16 protein-coding genes and 2 pseudogenes are annotated in these 20,343 nt (G+C 65.8%); 10 read left to right on the top strand and 8 right to left on the bottom strand.

Going from position 1 to position 20,343, the window contains the following annotated elements:
* Positions 1–184: 184 nt before the first annotated feature.
* The 4 genes from QNM97_RS17390 (at position 185) to QNM97_RS17375 (ending at position 4,574) form a co-directional block, all read left to right on the top strand.
* Positions 185–1,792 (top strand): S1C family serine protease, encoded by a 1,608-nt coding sequence (locus QNM97_RS17390; RefSeq protein ID WP_283819576.1) that lies wholly within the window; start codon positions 185–187, stop codon positions 1,790–1,792.
* A 115-nt stretch (positions 1,793–1,907) separates the two neighbouring features.
* Positions 1,908–2,531 carry a MogA/MoaB family molybdenum cofactor biosynthesis protein gene (locus tag QNM97_RS17385; protein ID WP_283819575.1) on the top strand — a complete coding sequence of 208 codons (624 nt, stop codon included), beginning with the start codon at positions 1,908–1,910 and terminating at the stop codon, positions 2,529–2,531.
* 657 nt (positions 2,532–3,188) lie between these two features.
* The gene (locus tag QNM97_RS17380; RefSeq protein WP_283819573.1) at positions 3,189–3,848 is read left to right on the top strand and encodes an MspA family porin; all 660 of its coding nucleotides are present in this window, start codon (positions 3,189–3,191) and stop codon (positions 3,846–3,848) included.
* Between the two features lie 66 nt (positions 3,849–3,914).
* Positions 3,915–4,574, top strand: a complete 660-nt coding sequence (locus tag QNM97_RS17375) for an MspA family porin (RefSeq protein ID WP_283819572.1) — start codon at positions 3,915–3,917, stop codon at positions 4,572–4,574.
* Between the two features lie 119 nt (positions 4,575–4,693).
* On the opposite strand, the gene QNM97_RS17370 is transcribed toward QNM97_RS17375, so the two are convergent.
* The 3 genes and pseudogenes from QNM97_RS17370 to QNM97_RS17360 form a co-directional block, all read right to left on the bottom strand.
* Positions 4,694–5,092 carry a hypothetical protein gene (locus tag QNM97_RS17370; protein ID WP_283819571.1) on the bottom strand — a complete coding sequence of 133 codons (399 nt, stop codon included), beginning with the start codon at positions 5,090–5,092 and terminating at the stop codon, positions 4,694–4,696.
* Positions 5,093–5,339: 247 nt separating this feature from the next.
* Positions 5,340–6,492 (bottom strand): annotated as a pseudogene (locus QNM97_RS17365) (IS3 family transposase).
* Positions 6,493–6,579: 87 nt separating this feature from the next.
* Positions 6,580–7,767, bottom strand: a complete 1,188-nt coding sequence (locus QNM97_RS17360; protein ID WP_283819570.1) for a DUF2306 domain-containing protein — start codon at positions 7,765–7,767, stop codon at positions 6,580–6,582.
* 45 nt (positions 7,768–7,812) lie between these two features.
* Here QNM97_RS17360 and QNM97_RS17355 point away from each other — a divergent pair, with 45 nt between their 5' ends.
* Positions 7,813–8,406: a TetR/AcrR family transcriptional regulator gene (locus tag QNM97_RS17355; RefSeq protein WP_283819569.1), complete on the top strand. Its 594-nt coding sequence runs from the start codon at positions 7,813–7,815 to the stop codon at positions 8,404–8,406.
* Between the two features lie 667 nt (positions 8,407–9,073).
* Here the strand turns inward: QNM97_RS17355 and QNM97_RS17350 are convergent.
* The 4 genes and pseudogenes from QNM97_RS17350 to QNM97_RS17335 all read right to left on the bottom strand — a co-directional run bounded on the left by QNM97_RS17350 (position 9,074) and on the right by QNM97_RS17335 (position 14,489).
* Positions 9,074–10,078, bottom strand: a pseudogene (locus tag QNM97_RS17350) (integrase core domain-containing protein).
* A 389-nt stretch (positions 10,079–10,467) separates the two neighbouring features.
* Positions 10,468–12,570 (bottom strand): heavy metal translocating P-type ATPase, encoded by a 2,103-nt coding sequence (locus QNM97_RS17345; protein ID WP_502874928.1) that lies wholly within the window; start codon positions 12,568–12,570, stop codon positions 10,468–10,470.
* Positions 12,571–12,697: 127 nt separating this feature from the next.
* Complete coding sequence (mscL, locus tag QNM97_RS17340) at positions 12,698–13,594, bottom strand: large conductance mechanosensitive channel protein MscL (RefSeq protein WP_283819568.1); 897 nt, start codon at positions 13,592–13,594, stop codon at positions 12,698–12,700.
* Between the two features lie 238 nt (positions 13,595–13,832).
* Entirely contained in the window at positions 13,833–14,489 is a 657-nt protein-coding gene (locus QNM97_RS17335) for an SAF domain-containing protein (protein ID WP_283819567.1), read from the bottom strand.
* Between the two features lie 218 nt (positions 14,490–14,707).
* On the opposite strand from QNM97_RS17335, the gene nhaA reads away from it, so the two are divergent.
* On the top strand, positions 14,708–16,021 hold the full coding sequence (gene nhaA, locus QNM97_RS17330) for a Na+/H+ antiporter NhaA (RefSeq protein ID WP_283819566.1): 1,314 nt from the start codon (positions 14,708–14,710) through the stop codon (positions 16,019–16,021).
* A gap of 103 nt (positions 16,022–16,124) precedes the next feature.
* Complete coding sequence (locus tag QNM97_RS17325) at positions 16,125–16,472, top strand: FmdB family zinc ribbon protein (RefSeq protein ID WP_283819565.1); 348 nt, start codon at positions 16,125–16,127, stop codon at positions 16,470–16,472.
* A gap of 19 nt (positions 16,473–16,491) precedes the next feature.
* On the opposite strand, the gene QNM97_RS17320 is transcribed toward QNM97_RS17325, so the two are convergent.
* Positions 16,492–17,067: a 5-formyltetrahydrofolate cyclo-ligase gene (locus QNM97_RS17320; RefSeq protein WP_283819564.1), complete on the bottom strand. Its 576-nt coding sequence runs from the start codon at positions 17,065–17,067 to the stop codon at positions 16,492–16,494.
* 146 nt (positions 17,068–17,213) lie between these two features.
* Between QNM97_RS17320 and QNM97_RS17315 the strand changes: the two genes are divergently transcribed.
* From QNM97_RS17315 to QNM97_RS17305, 3 genes are all read left to right on the top strand, one after another.
* Positions 17,214–18,164, top strand: a complete 951-nt coding sequence (locus QNM97_RS17315) for a UTP--glucose-1-phosphate uridylyltransferase (RefSeq protein WP_283819563.1) — start codon at positions 17,214–17,216, stop codon at positions 18,162–18,164.
* Between the two features lie 144 nt (positions 18,165–18,308).
* Entirely contained in the window at positions 18,309–19,613 is a 1,305-nt protein-coding gene (gene glp / locus QNM97_RS17310) for a molybdotransferase-like divisome protein Glp (protein WP_283819562.1), read from the top strand.
* Between the two features lie 69 nt (positions 19,614–19,682).
* A complete protein-coding gene (locus tag QNM97_RS17305) occupies positions 19,683–20,339 on the top strand; it encodes a GNAT family N-acetyltransferase (protein ID WP_283819561.1) in 657 nt (218 codons plus the stop codon).
* Positions 20,340–20,343 lie beyond the last annotated feature (4 nt).

Below are 20,343 nucleotides of genomic sequence, written 5' to 3'. Positions count from 1 at the left end.
TGCCCAGGACGGTGTTCGCGCGCAGGCCAGGTACTTGATCGCCTAGGGTTGTCTGCGCCACGACAACGGTGACGGGCACCCGCGGTGACTACCACGGCGAGCGACACAGGTCCGGTGCCGACGACACGACTGGCGGACACGCGCCCGCTGGCAGGGATTCTCGACGAAAGATGTGGGGACGACGATGACGGGTGGAGGTTCGCACCGCGGGCCGTACGGTGATGATGCGCAGAACCCCGGTGACGCGCCGAACTCCGGTGAGTCCGGGTGGACGGGTGCGTATGGCCGTCCGGGCCAGGAGTCGGGTGCTCCCGGATATTCGCCCGGACCCTCGACCGGTCCCATCCCCACCTATGGCTCACCCCACTACGGCTCTCCTGAGTACGGTTCTCCGCAGTACGGGTCACCCCAGTACGGCTCGTCGGGGCCGGCACCGTGGGAACGGACCCCCTCCTACGGCGACACCTCCGGCTCGAACCCGGAATCGCAGTCGCGGACACCGGATTTCGGGGAAAGTGGGACAGCACCCACGCAGTCCTTCGGATCCGGAGCCCACGGTACGGCGCCGTACGGCGCATACGGTGCCGGATCGGGTCCGCTCGGTCCGTCGGGACCGCCGCCGGGAACCGGCTTCGGTGACCCGCAACCACTACCGCAACCTCACGGCCCCAAGAAGAAGTCCCGTGGCGGAGTGATCGCGGCGCTCGTTGCCGGCGCATTGGTGATCGGCCTGGTGGCCGGCGGCGTCGGCGGAGTCGTCGGCTCACAGCTCAACGACGACTCGACGTCGACGACGGCCAACAACCAACCGCTCGGCGGTGACCCCAGCGCGCGTGACAGCGGCGCGATGCCGGCACCGGAGGGCTCGGTCCAGCAGGTGGCTGCGCAGACCCTGCCGTCGGTGGTGTCAATCGACGTCACCACGGGCACCGAGCAGGGCGAGGGCTCGGGCGTTGTACTCAGCGCCGACGGCGTCATCATGACCAACAACCACGTGGTGAGCGGCAGTAGTGGCCGCCCGGCCACCGACGTCGTCGTGAACTTCCAGGACGGCTCGCGTGCGGCGGCCCGCGTCCTGGGTGCCGACCCCATCTCCGACATCGCCGTCATCAAGGTCGACAAGTCCGGCCTGACCCCGATTAAAGTTGGGACTTCCGACAATCTCGCGGTGGGCCAGGACGTCATTGCCATCGGAGCGCCGCTGGGCCTGCAGGGCACGGTCACCACGGGCATCATCTCCGCGTTGAACCGCCCGGTCTCCACACAACGCGAGGGTGACACCACCTCGGTGATCGACGCGATCCAGACCGACGCGGCGATCAATCCCGGCAATTCCGGTGGCGCGCTGGTCAACGCGCGTGGTGCACTGATTGGTGTGAACACCGCGATCGCTACCCTCGGCGGCGGCAGCGGCGGCGAGGAACAGCAGAGCGGCAGCATCGGACTCGGCTTCGCGATCCCGATCGACCAGGCGATTCGAGTGGCCAACGAGCTGCGCGACACCGGCAAGGCGACCCACGCGGGTCTCGGGGTGTCGGTGCGGCCGAGCACCGATCCGAACTCTCCCGGAGCCCTGATTGCCGACGTGCAGGCCGGTGGCCCGGCCGCCGCGGCCGGAATTCCCAAGGGTGCGATCGTCACCAAGATCGACGACCGCAACATCGCCACCGGTGACGCCCTCGTGGCGGCGGTGCGCTCACACAACCCCGGTGATCGAGTCCAGGTCACCTACACCGCAGGTGGACAAACGAAGACGGTGACGGTGCAATTGGCGACCCTGCAGTCGAACTGATGGAACAGGTGGTTTCCGCGGCTTCGCTGTGACGAATCACCGTGCAATGCCGACGACCATGCCGAATCACCACGAGCACGCCGTAGGCGCGCTGAACGCAGAGAGGACAGTGGCCATGATGACCAGCGACTCCGATTTTCAGGTGGCTGAGCTCCCGATGACCGAAGGTACCGAGGTGGATCCGGCCGACGTGGTAGCCGCCGATGCCGCTGCGCGCGCATTCGCAGCCCGTCAGGGCGGTTCGGCACGCGTGTCCGTGGGCGACGAGGTGGGGCACGCTTTGGTCGTTGTGGTCGACGACAGGGTGGCCCACGGCGACGTCGACAACCCACTCGGGCCGCTGGTGGGGGAATTGCTGGAGGAAGCCGGCTTCCACGTCGACGCGACGATCCTCGTCCCCGGCGACGAAGTGGAGATCCGCAACGCCCTGAACACCGCAGTGATCGGCGGGGTCGATCTGGTGGTGTCGGTCGGTGGTGTGGGCGTGGGCGCTCGCGATGTGGCGCCGGAGGCGACGGAACCACTCCTGGATCGACGGCTGCGCGGTATCGAGGAGGCGGTTCGGAGTTCGGGACTGGCTGCGGGCGCCACTGACGGAGGACTTTCGCGCGGGCTGGCCGGAATCTCGGGGCAGACGCTGGTGGTCAATATCGCCGACTCACGGGCGGCGGTCCGCGATGGCATGGCGACCGTGGCGCCTCTCGCAAAACATGTGATCTCGAATATCAGGGACTTCTGACCCTGCCGGATTCACGCACGCGGACGGAGTGAACTGGTGTCCGGGCATAAGACCGATGACGGCGGTGACGCGGTGCACACGTGCGATCATGCGCATGGATCATCTGATCCAAATTCGGCCGATGAGCAGTCGGTTCATGTTCGTGATGCCGCTCGACGTCGGCGTGACCTGGATGCAATCTTCGGTGATTTGTTGCCTGAAACAACTCACGACGAACGTGATCTACGTCACTCTGAGGAGGGGCGTGCACGTTACGACCATGAGCGTCCGCCGCACTACGAATAGTGCCCACAGCGCCAGCAGCAGCCAGTTTTCCTGTCATTAACATTCGGCATTGTTTCGACTGCTGAGAGCAGATGCATGTTAGTGAATGAATTCCCTGAGACACGGCTGATTCCAGCTGTTGCCCTCTTTGTGACCTCTCAGATAGCGTTCGCACGGACTACACCGGTACCCAGCGTGGAGGACCGGTAGCCGGTCCTGCAGAACCACGCGAGTGGCGATGCAGTGGTGGCGAGGGCCGTTTACCTCTCGTTAACCCTCTCGATGAGATCGGGTTACGCGAGTCGGACAAACTGCCTTCGACCGCCGAGGTCAGGACGGGACGTGTGGGTGCATGTCCTGCGAGATTTAGCCGAATCCTGTGAGAGGGAACGAATGAGCAAGTTCAGCAAGCTTGGGCTGCGCCGTGCTGCGGGGGCATGCGCCATCACCGCGGCTGCGGCGATCGGTCTGGCAAGCATGGGTACGGGAAATGCCGCGGCGGCTCCCTTGGCGAACGGATCGAAGGTGGTCACCGGCCTCGAAGGCGAGAGCATCAAGACAACCCGAACCGGGGAATCTCAGTACTCCGTTGCCCGAGTCGCCAACAACGGCCTTGGGCGTACCGCCGTCGTGTCCGGTGTTTACAGTGCGACGGGTAGTGAGGGCGTCAACGGCACTCTGACCATCTACGTTCTCGCGGGTTGCCAGATCGATGTCAGCGGCTTGTCCGTCACGACGGCTGGCACCCTCAGCGTTCTTCCTTCTCCGTCGCTGACCGTGTCCGGCGGAATCAGCCTCCCGATCGCACCGGGTGAAGCGACCATCCAGGCTATCTCGGTGAGCAAGGACTTCGAGTCGGGCAAGGGCGCAGCCGTCCAGCTCTCGAATTTCGAGATCGACTTCCCCAACTGCGGCGGTTACGCGTCGGCTCGGACCATCGCTCAGGTCATCGGCGGCAAGGGCTATGACATCAGTGACGACGACGACACCGTCACCGGAGAAGGCACTCTTCTCAAGTCAACACTCTATGGCCAGCCGTTCTTCGTCAGCTGATCCAAGCAGATAACTGAACTCAAGAATTATCTGCTTAGGGCAGATGACATTCCACGAAGGGGAATCATGAAGAAGATCATCACACGTCGCGTTGCGGCGGGTATCGGTGTTACCGGTGCCGCGTTGATGGCTATCAGCGGTCTGGGCGCCGGTGAGGCTCTTGCGGGACCGGTGCCCAACACCACTGTCTCCAAGACCTTGGTCGACGGCACTCCGGTCACCGTCGAGTTGTTTGGTCAGAACGTCAACTATCAGAACTCGATCGTCGAGTCGTTTAACCTGGTACGCGAGGTATGGGTCAGCGGTAAGGTTCGCGTCACTGTTGGTGGCGAGGCCGAAGGCGCCACTGTGGCCGCCGGATACATCGTCGGCTGCCAGGTGAATATTGGGCTGGGCGCCGAAGGAACCGGTGGAGTCGAGTCCACGGTTGCCCCCGGCTCGCAGCCTTCGACGACGCCTTCTGCCGGAGCTGGTACTACACTCTCGCTCGGTCCCGGGCAGGCTGGCTACGTCCCGATCGTGAACACCACTGACAGTGATGGCGATGGTGTCACCGACTACACCTTCACCGGCAACAAGGGCGGTGTTGCATACAGCCAAGAGACCTTCAAGGTGAGCAACTGTGGCGGTTTTGCCGAAGCCAAGGCCAAGGTGACCGTCACTGTTGACACGCCTGCGGTCAAGGGCGTCATCACTCTGTACGGCAAGCCGTTCAGCATCGGCTGATCGCCGACTGCGACAACAGCAGTACGCCGAATGAGGGCGGGAACCGTGAGGTTCCCGCCCTCATTCGGTTGCGGCGAGCCCCCTGGTCAGGTCGTAGCCGGAGGCGACGGTTAGGCTCCTTACGCCTGGCAGGTCTCTGCGGCTTGATCGATGGCTGCCTCGGCGGCGTTGCGCTCCGCTTCGGACCAACCGTGGACGCCGAGGAAGATCTGGCGATTGTCGGCGTCGAGGGGGTGGACCTCTGCCCAGTGGTCGGCTCGATCGGATGGGCTGAGAGCGAGCGCATCTGCGAGGCCTTGCGCTGAATCCGGGTACTTCATGATCTTCTGGTAGATCGCCGGATTCTGCACTGCCAGCGTGTTTTCGGCTTGCGCCACTGTGCAGTTGGTTCCGGGCACCGGAGTCGTCGGGCCCGCAGCATCGGCCGACGCCAAGCCGGCTGTTGCCGTGGCGAGGACACCTGCTCCGATGACGGCGATGGTGAGGTGGCGAACGCGAGGGCGGGTGATGAGTTTCATGGGCTGCCTTTCGTTGAGCACCGACCAACCCTGGTGGTCGGTGGCCTGCTCAGAATCTAGTGAGCGCGCTTGTAAATCAGCTGTGAGCCAGCTGGCAGTCTCACGCTGTTCGTGCTGGTCAGCATCGTTTTGCGGACTATGTCGCGGTTCTGGCAATAGTCCAAAAGGCGCGAAGTATGCAGGCGCGTTTGGCAGGTCCCCGATAACCGGTCCAGGCAGTTTTAGAGCCAGTTCCTTGTTGTGACCGTCAGTCGATCTCGCAGCCCACAGGGTGATGTTGGTGGGTGCATCCGGCAGCGTACTCGGCCGGGGTTCGGTAACGCAGTGCTGAGTGCTGAGTGCCGATGTCGGTGGTTGTGGTCGTCTTTGAAATCCTCGATGACCACGCGGGCCTCGAGTAGCGTGGGCCAGCAGTTGCGGTTCAAGCACTCGTCGCGCAACCGGTTGTTGAACGACTCGATGAACCCGTTGTTCCACGGTGTGCCGGGCGGAAGGTAGGAGATCCCCACCGACCCTGCGCAGAACTCTTGTAGGGCTTCTGAGATGAACTGGAGGGCCGTTATCCATACGCAGCACCATCGGCGGGCCACCCCCAGATCGCGAACGTCTTCTCCAACTCCTCGATCAACTTCTCGGAGTGATGGACCGGTCGACGATGTTCAGCAACGACATGCGGGTGTGCTCATCCACCATCGATGCGATCTTGATCGTCTTCCCATCGACGGTGGAATCGAACTGAAAGTCCAGCGCCCACACTACTTTCGGTGCATCAGCCTCGATGACCGGGACCGATGATTGGCCGGCCCGTTTCCGCCGCGGAGCACGGCGAACCTGCAGTCCTTCCTCCTTCCACAGGCGGTGCACCTTCTTCTTGTTGATCTCGATACCGTCGTCGAAACGCAGGTGCGCCCACGCCCGGCGGAACCCGTGCCGCGGATTCTTGCGCGCATAGGTGCGTAGCTGCTCGCGCAGCGCGGCGTCGGGGTCGGACGGGGTTGGCGCTTGCGGCAGCCGTCGATAGGCGGAACGGGAAATCCCAACTACCTTGCACGCCATACGTTCTGACATGTTCTTGACGTCCTTGAGCATGTCGATGGCGGCGCGTTTGGCGGTTGGGCTCAGAATTTTCCCTTGGCGATCTCCCGCAGCGCGTCCTTCTCGAGTTCGGCATCGGCGAGCAGTCGCTTGAGTCGGCTGTTCTGATCCCGCAACTCTTTGAGTTCCTTGGCGGCATCGCCGTCCATGCCGCCGTACTGGCGGCGCCAGTTGTACAAGGTCGCTGCCGACACCTCGAGATCGGCGGCGATCTCCTCACCGGTCTTGCCTTCTGCAGCCAACTCATCGGCCCGGCGCAGCTTGCGCACAATGTCCTCGGCCGAGTGACGCTTACGTCCCGCCATGGTCCTCATCGTCCCTTCTCTGCCCTCATCAGGGCAATCAGGACTCTAAAACAACCCGGACCGGTTCACGGGGGACATGCCAAGACGCTATGCATCGTGCGACGCGCCGCCGCCCGGGCGCGGAGGGGAGCCGATGCCGGCGGTGCCGGCGAGGCCGTGCACGACGAGGGTGTACGAGACGATGATCGGGAACGCTATGCCGACCATCAGGCCCGCCAGCAGCCCCGACGGTGCGCCCCACAGGACGCCGGCCGCGAGGTCGACGACGAGCGCCGAGATCGGCGCGGTCGCCGCTCCCCAAAGGAAGATTCGCCATCGGGCCTGCAGCTCGCGGTCCTCCCGCCGCGCGCCGCTCGCGGCGCCTAGGACGCACACTGCGAGGTAGACCGCGGCGGCGCCGAGTGGGACCCAGAAGATGCCTGCTGGTAGCACGTCGTCGACCTGCCGGTACCGCAGCACCAGGAGTGCGCCGCCGACGAGCGCGATCAGGAGCGGCACGCCGGAGCGGAGGTTCGGGACCGCGCCCCAGAGGGCCGATCCGCTGCCGCTGCGCGACCGCAGCGACAGTTGCATCGCGATGGCCGCGCCGCCCGGCGCGATGACGCCGAGCATGCTCGAGCCCATTCCGAGGTTGTCCAGGAGCACCTGATCGGGGAACAGCGGGGCGGCGAAGATCCACACCACCCGCAGGAACGGAGCGGTCATCATGAGCGCGAAGTTCAGGTACATCCACGCCTGGTGCCCCAGCAGATTGCGCCGGCGGATCGCCACCAGCCCCAGCGCGCCACTCAGTAGAGTCCCGAAGTCGAGCGCCCACAGCTGCAGGTAGAAGGCATTGCCGATCAGCGCCTGAGCGGGGCCTGCCGAAACCAGGAAGATCAGCGCCGTCAGCATGCTGATCACCATTAGGACGAAGTAGACCCGCCCCACCCAGCGGTGCGACGCCAGGCTCCGCCGCCGCAGGCGCGGCGTCAACTGGTGGACCATCAGGAGCAGCGCGATCCCGCCGAGTCCGGTGTGCACGAGCATCACCCAGCGGTTGTCGACGAAGTCGACCATCCGCACCGAATCCACGGACCCCGCTCGGTAGGCGTAGTCGCCGCCGTTGACCGCGGCGGTCAGCGCGTCCTGCCACCGGCCCGCGCCGGAATCGAACGCGAACCACATGTAGTTCACCGCCAGCGGCGTGTACAGCACGGCCGCGCCGAGCACGGCGACCAGCAGCGTGCGCCGCAGCACGGTCTGTCTCCGGCCGGCGATCTCAACTTCGTTCATATCACTGTTATAGCATTGATACCACGGTCGCTGTAGCCTGGAGCGATGACGACATCGACGACCTCGCGACGCGAGCTCCTGACCCGGGCGGGCGTGGAGCTGCTCGAGGACAGCGGCCCCGACGCGCTGTCCACTCGGAAGGTGGCCACCCGCGCGGGTACCACGACGATGGCCGTCTACACCGAGTTCGGATCGATCAGCGGCCTCATCGCCAGCATCGTCGACCACGGCTTCGGCCTGCTGAACGACGCGCTCGCCGCGATCCCGAGCACCGACGACCCCGTCGCCGATCTTCACCGAGTCTCAGACCAGTACCGGGCTTTCGCGCTGGCGCATCCGCACCTGTACCGGGTGATGTACGCTGTGGGGCCGGTCGGCGGCTACGTGCGCAACGGCCCCGAGCTCCTGCAGGGCGCGCCGGCCTTCGGCGTGCACCTCCGGGCGGTCCGCCGGGCGGTCGACGACCGTCCGGACGCCTTTGACCTCGCGGTACAGATCTGGGCCTCGGTCCACGGGGTCGTTCTGATCGAGCTCTCCGGCTTCCTCGCCAGCATCGAGGCACAGAATCCGCCCGACGTCCTGCACAGCGTCGTTGACGGCTTGGTCGGCGCCACGCTATCTCGTCACCCCGTTCGGTGACGCCGCTTACGCACAAGGACGTAGGCCGAGCGTTCCCTGGCCACGAGCGTGACGATAGCGGTCCACGATCACGCACGCGACCGTTAGTGAAACTCAGATCATTGCGTGAGTGGACCGCGCCCGATGCTCCGAAGGGGGAGTGTTCACCCTGATCAACACCGATTTCCGATTCGTTCGGGATCGCGTAGCCCAGCCCGGGAATCGATACGCGGACCCGGTAGAGCAGGCGGCGTCCCTCGCGCCGGTGTGCGACGAGGCCTGCGAGCTGGAGCTTCGCCAAGTTGCTGGGAGACCGCGTCGGCGATCGCGCGCCCCGGACACACGAGTATGTGAACCGTCGCCGGACGAGCGCGCCGTTGACTAGTTTGCAGCCGACCCAGGGTGTGCTCGGTTTGTATTGTCATGTGCCTGGCCTCGGTGCGCCGGCATAGCGGCCCCAAGGCTGAGAAGCGAGTTCAGCATGCCTCTGCGTCACCTGGTCGCTGTACCCGAGCATCTCGGCGACGACCGGCGCCGGCACCTGCGTGACAAGCTCGCGAATCGCAGTGTTTCGTGCGCCGAGCAAGTTGATCCCCAGTTCGCGGAGTCGGTCCATCAAAGTGTTGGTGGCAGGTCCCCGATAACCGGTCCAGTCAGTTCTAGAGCCAGTTCCCTAACTTGCAGTTGATCAGTCGATCTCGCAGCCCACGGGGTGATGAGTGAGGGTGCATCCGGCAGCATACTCGGCAGGGGTCTGGTAGCCCAGTGCCGAGTGGCGGTGCCGATCGTTGTGGTCGTCTTTGAAGTCGGCGATGACCACACGGGCCTCGAGCAACGTCGGCCAGCAGTTGCGGTTGAGGCACTTGTTGAACGACTCGATGAACCCGTTGTTCCACGGTGTGCCGGGCGGAATGTAGGAGATCCCCACCGACCCTGCACAGAACGCTCGTAGGGCCTCTGAAATGAACTCGGGGCCGTACGCAGCACCATCGGCGGGCCACCCCACATCGCGAAGACCTTCTCCAGCTCCTCGATCAACCGTTGGGAGGTGATCGAGCGGTCCTCGATGTTCAGCAACGACATCCGGGTGTGTTCGTCGACCATCGACGCGATCTTGATCTTGTGTCCGTCGACGGTGGAGTCGAACTGAAAGGCCAATGCCCACAACACTTTCGGCGCGTCGGCGACCACGACCCCGGTACCGACGACTGGCCACCCGTGCCGCGGGTTCTTACGGGCGTAGGTCCGTAGCTGCTCACGCAGGCCAGCGTCGGGATCTGCAGGTGTCTGGGCTTGCGGTAGCTGCCGATAAGCTGAGCGGGCGAGCCCAACAACCTTGCACGCCTTACGTTCTGACATGTTCATCACGTCCTTGAGCATGTCGATGGCGGCGCGTTTGGCGGTTGGGCTCAGAATTTTCCCTAGGCAATCTCCCGCAGCGCGTCCTTCTCCAACTCGGCATCGGCGAGCAGTCGCTTGAGCCGACTGTTCTGATCGCGCAACTCTTTGAGTTCCTTGGCGGCGTCGCCGTCCATGCCGCCGTACTGGCGGCGCCAGTTGACATTGTGCGCAAGCTGCGCCGGGCCGATGAGTTGGCTGCAGAAGGTAAGACCGGTGAGGAGATCGCCGCCGATCTCGAGGTGTCGGCAGCGACTTTGTACTCCTCCGCTGAGTGACGCTTCCGTCCCGCCATGGTCCTCATCGTCCCTTCTCTGCCCTCATCAGGGCAATCAGGACTCTAAAACAACCCGGACCGGTTCACGGGGGACACGCCACGTTGAGTTGCCGGGTGACAGTGCAACAAGGGCGGGAAACCAGAAATGGTTTCCCGCCCTTTGTCGTTCCTTCGGTCGCGGCATAGGGGAGGACCGCGATTCTGCCGGAACGAGGTGTGCCGTGTTGTTGGTTGTGCGCGGGTCGGGGGAGATGCGCACTTCCCGCACGGCACCACGGTTGCTCGATGAACCGTGCGTCGGCCGGTTGTTGCCGACGGGACCGACGCTAGGCCCGCGACCTTGGGCGTCGTTCGGCGAAACCTGTGAAGACGCTGGCCGGTCGATCGCGCCGTCCGATGTGGTCGACTTATCCGTTTTCAGTGCGCTGGTGCAAGATTCGGCGAGTGCTCGCCTCGGGTGAGATGTCGAGCCGGCGCAGCAATTGGGCGTTCAGCGCCACGACGACGGTGGACGCCGACATCAGGATCGCGCCGACGCTCATCGGCAGCACGAAGCCGATCGGCGCGAGCACACCGGCCGCCAGCGGTACGGAGATCAGGTTGTATCCGGCTGCCCACCACAGGTTCTGCTGCATCTTGCGATAGCCCGCACGCGACAATTCGATCACCGACAACACCGAGCGGGGATCTGAGGAGGCGAGGATGACGCCGGCGGAGGCGACCGCGACGTCGGTGCCCGCACCGATCGCGATGCCGACATCGGCTTGTGCGAGAGCGGGGGCGTCGTTGACGCCGTCGCCGACCATGGCGACCCGATGGCCCTCGCGCTGAAGCTCAGAAACCGTGGCGGACTTGTCTTCTGGACGTACACCCGCGTAGACGCGGTCGATGTCGAGCTCGGCGGCGACGCTGTCGGCGACGGTCTGTGCATCTCCGGTGACCATCACCACCTGCATGCCGAGGTGGTGTAGGGCGTCGACGGCCTGCCGCGATTCGGGACGGACCTCGTCGGCGAGTCGCAGTGCGCCGATCACCGCGCCATCGGCGACCACGTGCAGGATGATCGCGCCCTGCGCGCGCCAGTCGTCGGCGACGGCGAGCTCGTCGAGTCCCCTCTCGTCGAGCATGCGCGGACCGCCCACATGGATTTCGTGACCGTTTACCGTCGCTGTGACGCCGACGGCCGGAGACGATGAGAAGTCCTGTGCGGGTGCGATGTTCAGCTCCTCGGAGCGAGCGGCCTGGACGATTGCGCGGGCCAGGGGGTGTTCGCTGCCGGATTCTGCGGACGCTGCAGCGGCGAGTACGTCATCGGTGGAGTGGGCCTGCGTCGGCTCGACAGCGGTGACCGCGGGTTCGCCCTTGGTCAGCGTGCCCGTCTTGTCGAACAAGACCGCGTCGACGGTCCGCATGGATTCGAGCGCCAAGCGGTCCTTGATCAGCACCCCGCCGCGCGCGGCCCGTTCGGTGGCGATCGCGACGACCAACGGGATTGCCAGTCCCAGCGCGTGCGGGCAGGCGATGACGAGCACGGTGATGGTGCGGACGACGGCATCGTCGGGCATGCCGAGTGCGACCCACACGATCGCCGTCAGAACGGCTGAGCCCAGCGCGAACCAGAACAGCCAGCCGGCGGCGGTGTCGGCGAGACGCTGTGCCCGCGAGGATGACGCCTGTGCTTCGGCGACGAGTCGTCCGATCCCTGCCAGGGCCGTGTCGTCGCCGATCGCCGAGACCTCGATCCGCAGACCGGAATCGGTGGCGACGGTGCCGGCCACCACCGAATCCCCAACGCCACGCGTGACCGGTGTGGATTCGCCGGTCACCATCGATTCGTCGAGGTTCGCCGACCCGTCCAGGACGACACCGTCGGCGGGTATCGACCCGCCCGGGCGTACGAGCACCACGTCGCCGACGACGAGGTCGGCCGGCGCGACGCTCACGGTCTGCCCGTCGACCACCTTCTCGGTGGAGTCCGGGAGCAATGCCGCGAGCGAATCGAGTGCTGATGTCGCCTGTGCCAGCGAACGCATCTCGATCCAGTGACCGAGCAGCATGATGACGACGAGAAGTGCCAGCTCCCACCAGAAATCGAGCTCGTGGTCGAGCAGATGCAGGGTCGATCCCCACGACGCGACAAGCGCGACGGTGATCGCGAGCGCGATCAACAGCATCATTCCCGGAGCGCGGGAACGGATCTCGCCGACCGCCCCACCGAGGAAGGGTCGACCTCCCCACAGGTAGATCACGGTCCCGATCACCGGCGATACCCAGCGCACCCAGTCGGCGGAGGGGAGCGAGTAGCCGATCAACTCGGCGAACATGCCGCTGAACACCACGGTCGGGATCGCGAGCACCAGCATGATCCAGAACAGCCGACGGAACGCGGCGACATGGTCACCGTGCCCGGTGTGGGCACCCATCGCAGTGTGACCGGAATGGCCGGCGTGTGCTGAGTGCGTGTGTTCCGGGTGATCGGTGGTGTTCCCTTGCTGGTCGTGCTGCTCCATGCCGCCGACCATATACCCCTAGGGGGTATGTCGCAACGATGCTCTGGACTGTGTGAATCGGGTTCGGTCAACGGCGAAGGCCCGCATCCCTTTCGGGATACGGGCCTTCGGTAGAGGTGCGAGCGACTCAGCGGGAGTGGCGGCCGGGGCCGTCCGGCGGATAGTCGCCGGGATACTGCTCCCCGGGGTACTGCTCGCCCGGATATTGCTGACCGGGCGGCGGATAGTTACCCGGAGGATAGTTGCCGGGCGGCGGGTAATTGCCGGGCTGTCCGCCGGCGGGCGGGTAGTTGCCCGGCGGGGGATAGTTGCCCGGCGCGGGGGACGGCGTCGGCGAACCCGGTCCCGGATACGGCGTGGTTCCCGGCCCCTGGCTGGGACGTTCGGGCGGAGTGAACGGGCCGGACGGTGCCGGATCGGAATATGGTGCGGGCGGCGTGCTGATCCGCTTGGTCGTGGTGTCGACGGCACTGCCTGCGCCGGGATCGCGGTCCGACGGTCCGCCGGGAACACCGGTGGGCGGCCCGGACGGATCACTGAGGTGCGGCGGAAGTATCGACTGCGCCTGCTCCTTGGCTGCCGAGCTCGATCCCTCGGGAGCCAGATAGTCGCGGATCTCGGTGAGCAGCGAGATCTCGGTGGCCTCGGCCTCGTCGGGCTTCTTGCCCAGCGATGCGAGCTTGTTGTACGGAACGATGATGATGAAGTAGATGACGGCGGCGACGATCAGGAAGTTGATGATCGCGGCGATCAGTCCGCCGAAGTCGAGGAATGTCGCCTGGTTGTCGGTGATCTTGAAACCGAGCCCACAGACCGACACCGGGTTGTTGACGACGGTATCGCCGGCCTTGGTTGTCGAGCCGCCGCAGTCGCTCTGCCCGGTGGGGATGGCCGCCAGCAACGGATTGATGATGCCGGTGGTGAACGCCGTGACGATACCGGTGAACGCGGCGCCGACGATGACCGCGGTGGCCAGTTCGACGACGTTGCCTCTGAGTATGAAATCCTTGAAGCCCTTGAGCACTTCCGGTCCTTCCTGATCGGTCTTCGGTGCCGGGTATTCATGCCGTGTCGCCCATGGGTGGGCACGGACCTTTAGAAAACTCTATCCAGGATCGTAAACGAGACTGAGTATTTCGCTCAGTGAGTCGACAAGACGCGCGACAGTAATTGTGTCCAGTGGGTCGTGGTGCCGCACGGGTTCCGGGTGTCGCCGTCGGCGTCGGAGTGGCCTGCTCGGTCGGCGGTGACGGCGGGCGACGTCAGTGCAGCACCACCGCGAGTGGCACGTCGAGCCCTGCTCCGGCAACTCGATGAGCTGCGGTTTCGGTCATCGCGAGCAAGATGGGCGGGTTGCTCGTCGCGCGCGTCGGCGTCGTCGGGCCACCACCGGGAACCAGCGCGACGATGGCGCCCGCGACCAGGATCTGCGCCTGGGCGTTGAGCACGTCCACGAGATCACCGGCCCGTAACAATGATGCGACCGTGTCGTCGGCGAGTCGGACCGGTACCAACCGCGCATCGGCCCGTCCGGTCAACTCCATCGGTAGGCGCGGCGACAGCAGCCGCGACCTGGTGACGATTTCTCCGGCGCGTACCGGGCCGGTCACCGTATGCGACTCGCCGTCGGCGGTCAGCCGTAGCGCTCCGTCGGGCACGAGGTCCACCGGAATGCGGAGCTCGCGCAGGTCGGCGCCGGTCACGGTGTGTCCCGGAAGCAGATCGCGCGCCGCCACCAGGACCGGCGCATCGTTCTTCGCTCGCTGGCCGGTGACGCCGACGACGACGGCCACCGCCACCAGTAGCAGCGCTGCGCTGCGCCGGATCATCACCGACCGCGCCCAGCCGGGACGCAGGGTGTGACCGACGCGATCCCGCAGTCGCGGCCCCAGAGCCGAACCACCTCCGAAGACGTTCATGACGGGCAAACTAGCGGTCCTCGGCGCGCCCGACCCGGCTCGAGTGACTCCCTGTGGACAAAAGGCTTGGGGGCCTTGTTCTTCCACAGGGTGGACCTCCCGGATTGGACGTGGGCCCTTGTGAACTGGGAGAATGGAACCCGGTGTGCCGGGAAGTCTGGTCGGCTCCGCGCTCGTGACGAGGCGGATTCTTGCCGACGACCGATCAGGAGCCGCCCGTGACGGACCCCGACAACACCTGCACCGACCCCCACGCCGGGTCGGATCCCGCCAAGACCGGCCACACACCCTGGCGCGTTGCCGACCGACGAGCACGCCTGCGGCGGGTACTCGCCCTCGACACCACCAGCGGCATCCTGCTGTTGACCTTCGCGGCGATCGCCATCGTCTGGGCCAACACCCCCTGGCGCGAGGCCTATCACCACCTACTCGCCATCGAGGTCGGCCCGGAGTCACTCCACCTGCACCTGACGCTGGCGCAATGGGCGGCCGATGGTCTGCTCGCGATCTTCTTCTTCGTGGTCGGTGTGGAACTCAAACACGAATTCGGCGCCGGGGGACTACGCGATCTGCGGCTCGCCGGTGTGCCGATCGCAGCCGCGGTCGGCGGCATGGTCACACCTGCGCTGGTGTATCTGCTGGTCGTGGGCACCACGTCGGACGATCCGTCCGCGCTGCACGGCTGGGCGACGCCGACAGCCACCGACATCGCCTTCGCCCTGGCCGTCCTCGCCATCTGCGGGCGCGGCCTGCCGCTGGCGCTGCGCACCTTCCTGCTGACGCTGGCCGTCGTCGACGACCTCCTGGGCATCATCGTGATTGCCACCTTCTACACCGACACCATCGATCTGCTGATGTTGGGTGCCGCGGTGCTCGTCGTCGTGGTCTTCGCACTCGCTGTGCGAGCGCCGCGCACTCACTGGTGGTTGCTGTTACCGCTGGCGTTGGTGGCGTGGGCGTTGATGCACGCCTCCGGGGTACATGCCACGGTCGCCGGCGTGCTCCTCGGATTCGTGGTGCCCGCCAAGCCGATTCGTGGTGAGAAGCTCAGCCGTGCGGAACTGTTCGACGAGACGGTGCGGCCCTGGTCGTCGTCGGTGGCGCTACCGGTGTTCGCGTTCGCGGCCGCCGGGGTCTCCCTCGTCGGCGCCGGTGGTGCGCTGGTGGAACCGGTCTCGCTCGGCATCGTGGCGGGCCTGGTACTCGGCAAGATCGTCGGCGTGCTCGGCGCGACCGCAGCGATGACCCGATTTACGCCGCTGCGACTGCCCGATGCCATCGGTCTGCGTGATCTCGTACCGATCGGCATGCTCACCGGTGTCGGATTCACCGTGGCCTTGCTCATCTCGGAACTGTCGTTCGAAGACGGCGAGCATGCCGCACCGGCCAAGGCCGCCATCCTCATCGGCTCGGTGATCGCCGCAGCCCTCGCCGGGCTGCTGTTGCGGTGGGATGCGCGCAAGACCCGCGACCCCGATATGAACCGCGACGGCATTCCCGACCGCGACATCGAGGTCATCGGCGGCGGATAGCGGTCGTGACCAGCGCAAACCGCGTCTACTGGCACTCGGAATGTCCGAGTGCCAGTTTCGGTTAAACTGATCGAGGTTCCTACGTTTCCTGTGGAGGTTTTCGGTGCCCACTTACTCGTATGCGTGCACGGAGTGTGACAACAAGTTCGACGTCGTGCAGTCGTTCTCCGACGACTCGCTCACCGAGTGCCCTCAGTGCACCGGGCGGCTGCGCAAACTGTTCAACTCCGTCGGGATCGTTTTCAAGGGCAGCGGGTTCTACCGCACCGACTCGCGCAACGGCTCGTCGTCGTCGGAGAGCAGCAGTTCCTCGGAATCCAAGTCCGACTCGTCGTCGAGCTCGTCCTCGGACTCCTCGAGCAGCAGCACCAGCTCGTCGTCGAGCAGTGACTCCACGTCGTCGTCGAGCTCCTCGAGCAGCACCAAGGCAGCGACACCCGCGTCGGCCTGACCGGCCCAACCAGGCTCGGTCACCGCAGTTGCGTGAACCCACCACCCGGCGTCAACACCCACCCCATCGGCACGTCATAGGCGTCGGCGGGTAGGTCGTCGACCAGCTCGTGGTCGTAGACGATGCCGACGAGCGCTGCCCGAATCCCGGCGATGCTGCGGTCGTAATAGCCTGCGCCACGGCCCAATCGGACACCGGTGCGCGCGACCGCCAGCGCCGGCACAAAGACGACGTCGGCATCTGAGATCGCGTCGACGCCCAACCGCGGGCCCGTCGGCTCGAGAAGTCCGAACCGACCCCTGGCCAGCGAATCCCGCGCGTCGTAACGCACCCAGTCCAGCGGCGCCGGCGGTCCGGACGGCACCACCGGCAGCAACACTGCGCAGCCGCGGTCACGCAGTGCCTCGAGGAATGCCACCGACCCCGGCTCGGCGCCCACCGGAACATATGCCGCGACCGTCACCGTGGCGTCGAGCAGGACAGGGCTCGATTGGAGGTGCGCGACGAGCCGGGTGGATGCGCTGTCACGATCGTCGACGGTCAACCCCGCTCGCCGGGCCGTGAATCCCGTGCGCAACTCGTCCTTACCCGCCACGGGGTTCTCCTTTGCTTCTGCTCACCGACGCCGCGCGTATCGTAGCGCTGACCAGGTGTGACACCGGTCTCGGTGGCAGCAATCTCCCAGCGTTCGCGCAACGCATCTGTGGCTGCTTCCCGGTAACCGACATTAGGGTGTTTCTCATGACCAGCGTGAGTAATTCGACGACCGAGATTCCCGAGTACCACGACGTACCGGACACCCCGCCGATCCCACGTACCGCGGTGGTCCCGGCCGCGGGTCTGGGTACACGATTCCTGCCGGCGACCAAGACGGTGCCCAAGGAGTTGCTGCCCGTCGTCGATACCCCCGGTATCGAACTCGTCGCTGAGGAGGCGAAATCCGCCGGCGCCGAACGGCTGCTGATCATCACCTCACCCGGCAAGGACGGCGTTGTCGCGCACTTCGTCGAAGATCTTGTGTTGGAGAACACCCTGGCCAAGCGCGGCAAGGCGGCGATGCTCGCCAAGGTTCGCAAGGCGCCGTCGCTGCTCGACGTGGCCTCGGTGATCCAGGAGAAGCCGCTGGGCCTCGGCCACGCCGTCGGATGCGTCGAGGACTACCTCGACGACGACGAGGACGCGATCGCGGTGCTGCTGCCCGACGATCTGGTGCTGCCCGGCGGAGTGCTCGAGGTGATGGCTCGCACCCGGCAACGACGCGGCGGCTCGGTGCTGTGTGCCATCGAGGTCCCCGGTGACCGGATCAGTGCCTACGGCGTCTTCGACGTCGAGGACCTGCCCGACGCCAACAACCCGAACGTCAAGCGACTCAAGGGCATGGTCGAAAAGCCCGCACCGGAGGATGCTCCGTCGAATCTCGCGGCCGCCGGCCGATACATCCTCGACCGCAAGATCTTTGACGCGCTGCGCCGCATCAAGCCCGGTGCGGGTGGTGAATTGCAGCTGACCGACGCGATCGCCCTGCTCATCGAGGAAGGCGAGCCGGTGCATGTGGTCGTCCATCACGGCACCCGTCACGACCTCGGCAACCCCGGCGGCTACCTGAAAGCGGCCGTCGACTTCGCCCTCGACCGCGACGACTACGGTCCCGATCTGCGCGAGTGGCTCACCGAGCGCCTCAAGGAGGATTGACCCGCCTCGTCGTTGTCGGGTGGGTGGCGCTCCGCGCGCCTGACACGTGTGCGCCTGCCCGACGGCTAGCCTTTACCCGAAGGTCGACCGGCAGGTACCCCGGCCGATGAGAGTGCGCACGGGCCGCCGGCGGAGTGAGGTGAGATGCGTTCGGTTGAGGATCATCTGTCGTTGGTGACGGCCGCGGCGGTCGCGCCGCGGCCGGTGCGTGTGGCCATCTCCGAGGCCCAGGGTTTGATGTGCGCCGAAGAGGTCGTCACCGAACATCCCATGCCCGGCTTCGACCAGGCCGCCGTCGACGGATATGCGGTACGCGCGGTCGACGTGGCACTCGCCGGGGTGCCCGCACCCGAGGATCTCGACGAGTTCGACGCCGGCGGTGCCGACCTCGTCGATCTCGAGGCGAACGAACCGATGATCGTGTCGTTGCCGGTTGTCGGGGAGGTCTCACCCGGCGCTCGCACCCCGACCCGTCTGCAACCGCGGCAGGCAGTGCGCGTCGAAACCGGTGCTCCCATGCCCACTCTCGCCGACGCGGTGGTGCCGCTGCGGTGGACCGATGGCGGTGAGTCGAAGGTCAAGGTGGGCCACGGCGTCGAGAGCGGCGACTACGTGCGACGCGTCGGCGACGACGTACAGCCCGGCGACGTCGCCGTCCGTGCCGGGTCGATCATCGGGTCGGCGCAGGTGGGTCTGCTCGCCGCCGTCGGGCATGCGCGCGTCATGGTGCACCCGCGTCCGCGACTGTCGGTCATCTCCATCGGCTCCGAACTCGTCGACATCGACCGCACTCCCGGACCCGGACAGATCTACGACGTCAACAGCTACGCCCTCGCCGCGGCCGCCCGTGATGCCGGCGCCGACGTCAACCGAGTGGGCATCGCCGAACGCGACAGCTCACGCATGCGGGAAGTCGTTGAAGCGCAACTCATTCGGTCGGAGATCGTGGTGATCTGCGGTGCGATCGGCGGACAGGCGGGCGGCGCGGTCGTCGATGCGCTCAGTGATCTCGGAGATCTCGAGATCGTGCGGGTGGCGATGCACCCGGGCTCGGTGCAGGGCTTCGGCCGGCTCGGCCGCGACGAGGTGCCCACCTTCTTGCTGCCGTCCAATCCGGTCAGCGCCCTGGTCTCGTTCGAGGTGATGGTGCGTCCGCTGATCCGCATCGCGCTGGGCAAACGGCAACCGATGCGCCGAGTCATCAAGGCACGCACCATCGGTCCGATCGCGTCGGTCAAGGGCCGCAAGGGATATCTGCGCGGACAACTGATGCGCGACGAACGTTCCGGTGAATACCTCGTGCAGGTACTCGGGGCGTCACCGACCGGATCGAGTCATCTGCTCGCCGAACTCGCCGAGGCCAACTGTCTGATCATCGTCGAGTCCGACGTCGAGGAACTCGGGATCGGCGACGAGGTGGAGGTCGCCTTCCTCGCCCAACGCGGCTGACGCCGACGAGTCGGCGCGCGTGCCGGTTACCTCCGCGCCGGGTGATGGTCACCGCATAGACTCCCAGATGTGTTCAGGTGGCTGAGTGGTGAGCCGGTCAGTCCGGGGTGGCCGGCGACGCTGGGACCTCTGGGGACCAAGGCGGGCGCGGTGACGATACGGCCGGTGAAGTTGCGAGACGCCAAGGACTGGAGCGAGCTGCGCATCCGCAACCAGAACTCGTTGATGCCGTGGGAACCGACGGGCGTCGGATCGTGGGCGTCGCGTCATCAGGTCTCGTCCTGGCCGCCGCTGTTCGCGGTGCTGAAATCCGAGGCCAAGCGAGGGACGTTGTTGCCGTTCGTGATCGAACTCGACGGTGTCTACATCGGCCAGCTCACCGTCGGCAACATCCAACGCGGTGCGGTGCGCACCGCATGGATCGGCTACTGGATCGACGCCGGCCACGCCGGGCAGGGCATCACCACCGTGGCCGTCGCGCTCGGCGTCGACCACTGCTTCGGTCCGGTCGGGTTGCACCGGCTCGACGCGACCGTCCAACCGGACAACGTTGCCTCCCAAGCGGTGTTGAGCAAGATCGGGTTCCGACGCGAGGGGCTGCTTGAGCGGTATATGGACGTCAACAAACGCTGGCGTGATCATTTCCTCTACGCACTCACCGCCGAGGAGATCACCGGCAGCGCCACCGAAACCCTCGTGCGGTCGGGGCGGGCGGCGTTTCTGTAGCCGA

Origin of the sequence: Gordonia sp. L191, from assembly GCF_030077625.1 — a bacterium.
GTDB classification, from domain to species: domain Bacteria; phylum Actinomycetota; class Actinomycetes; order Mycobacteriales; family Mycobacteriaceae; genus Gordonia; species Gordonia polyisoprenivorans_A.
This window is presented reverse-complemented; position numbering and strand designations above follow the sequence as displayed.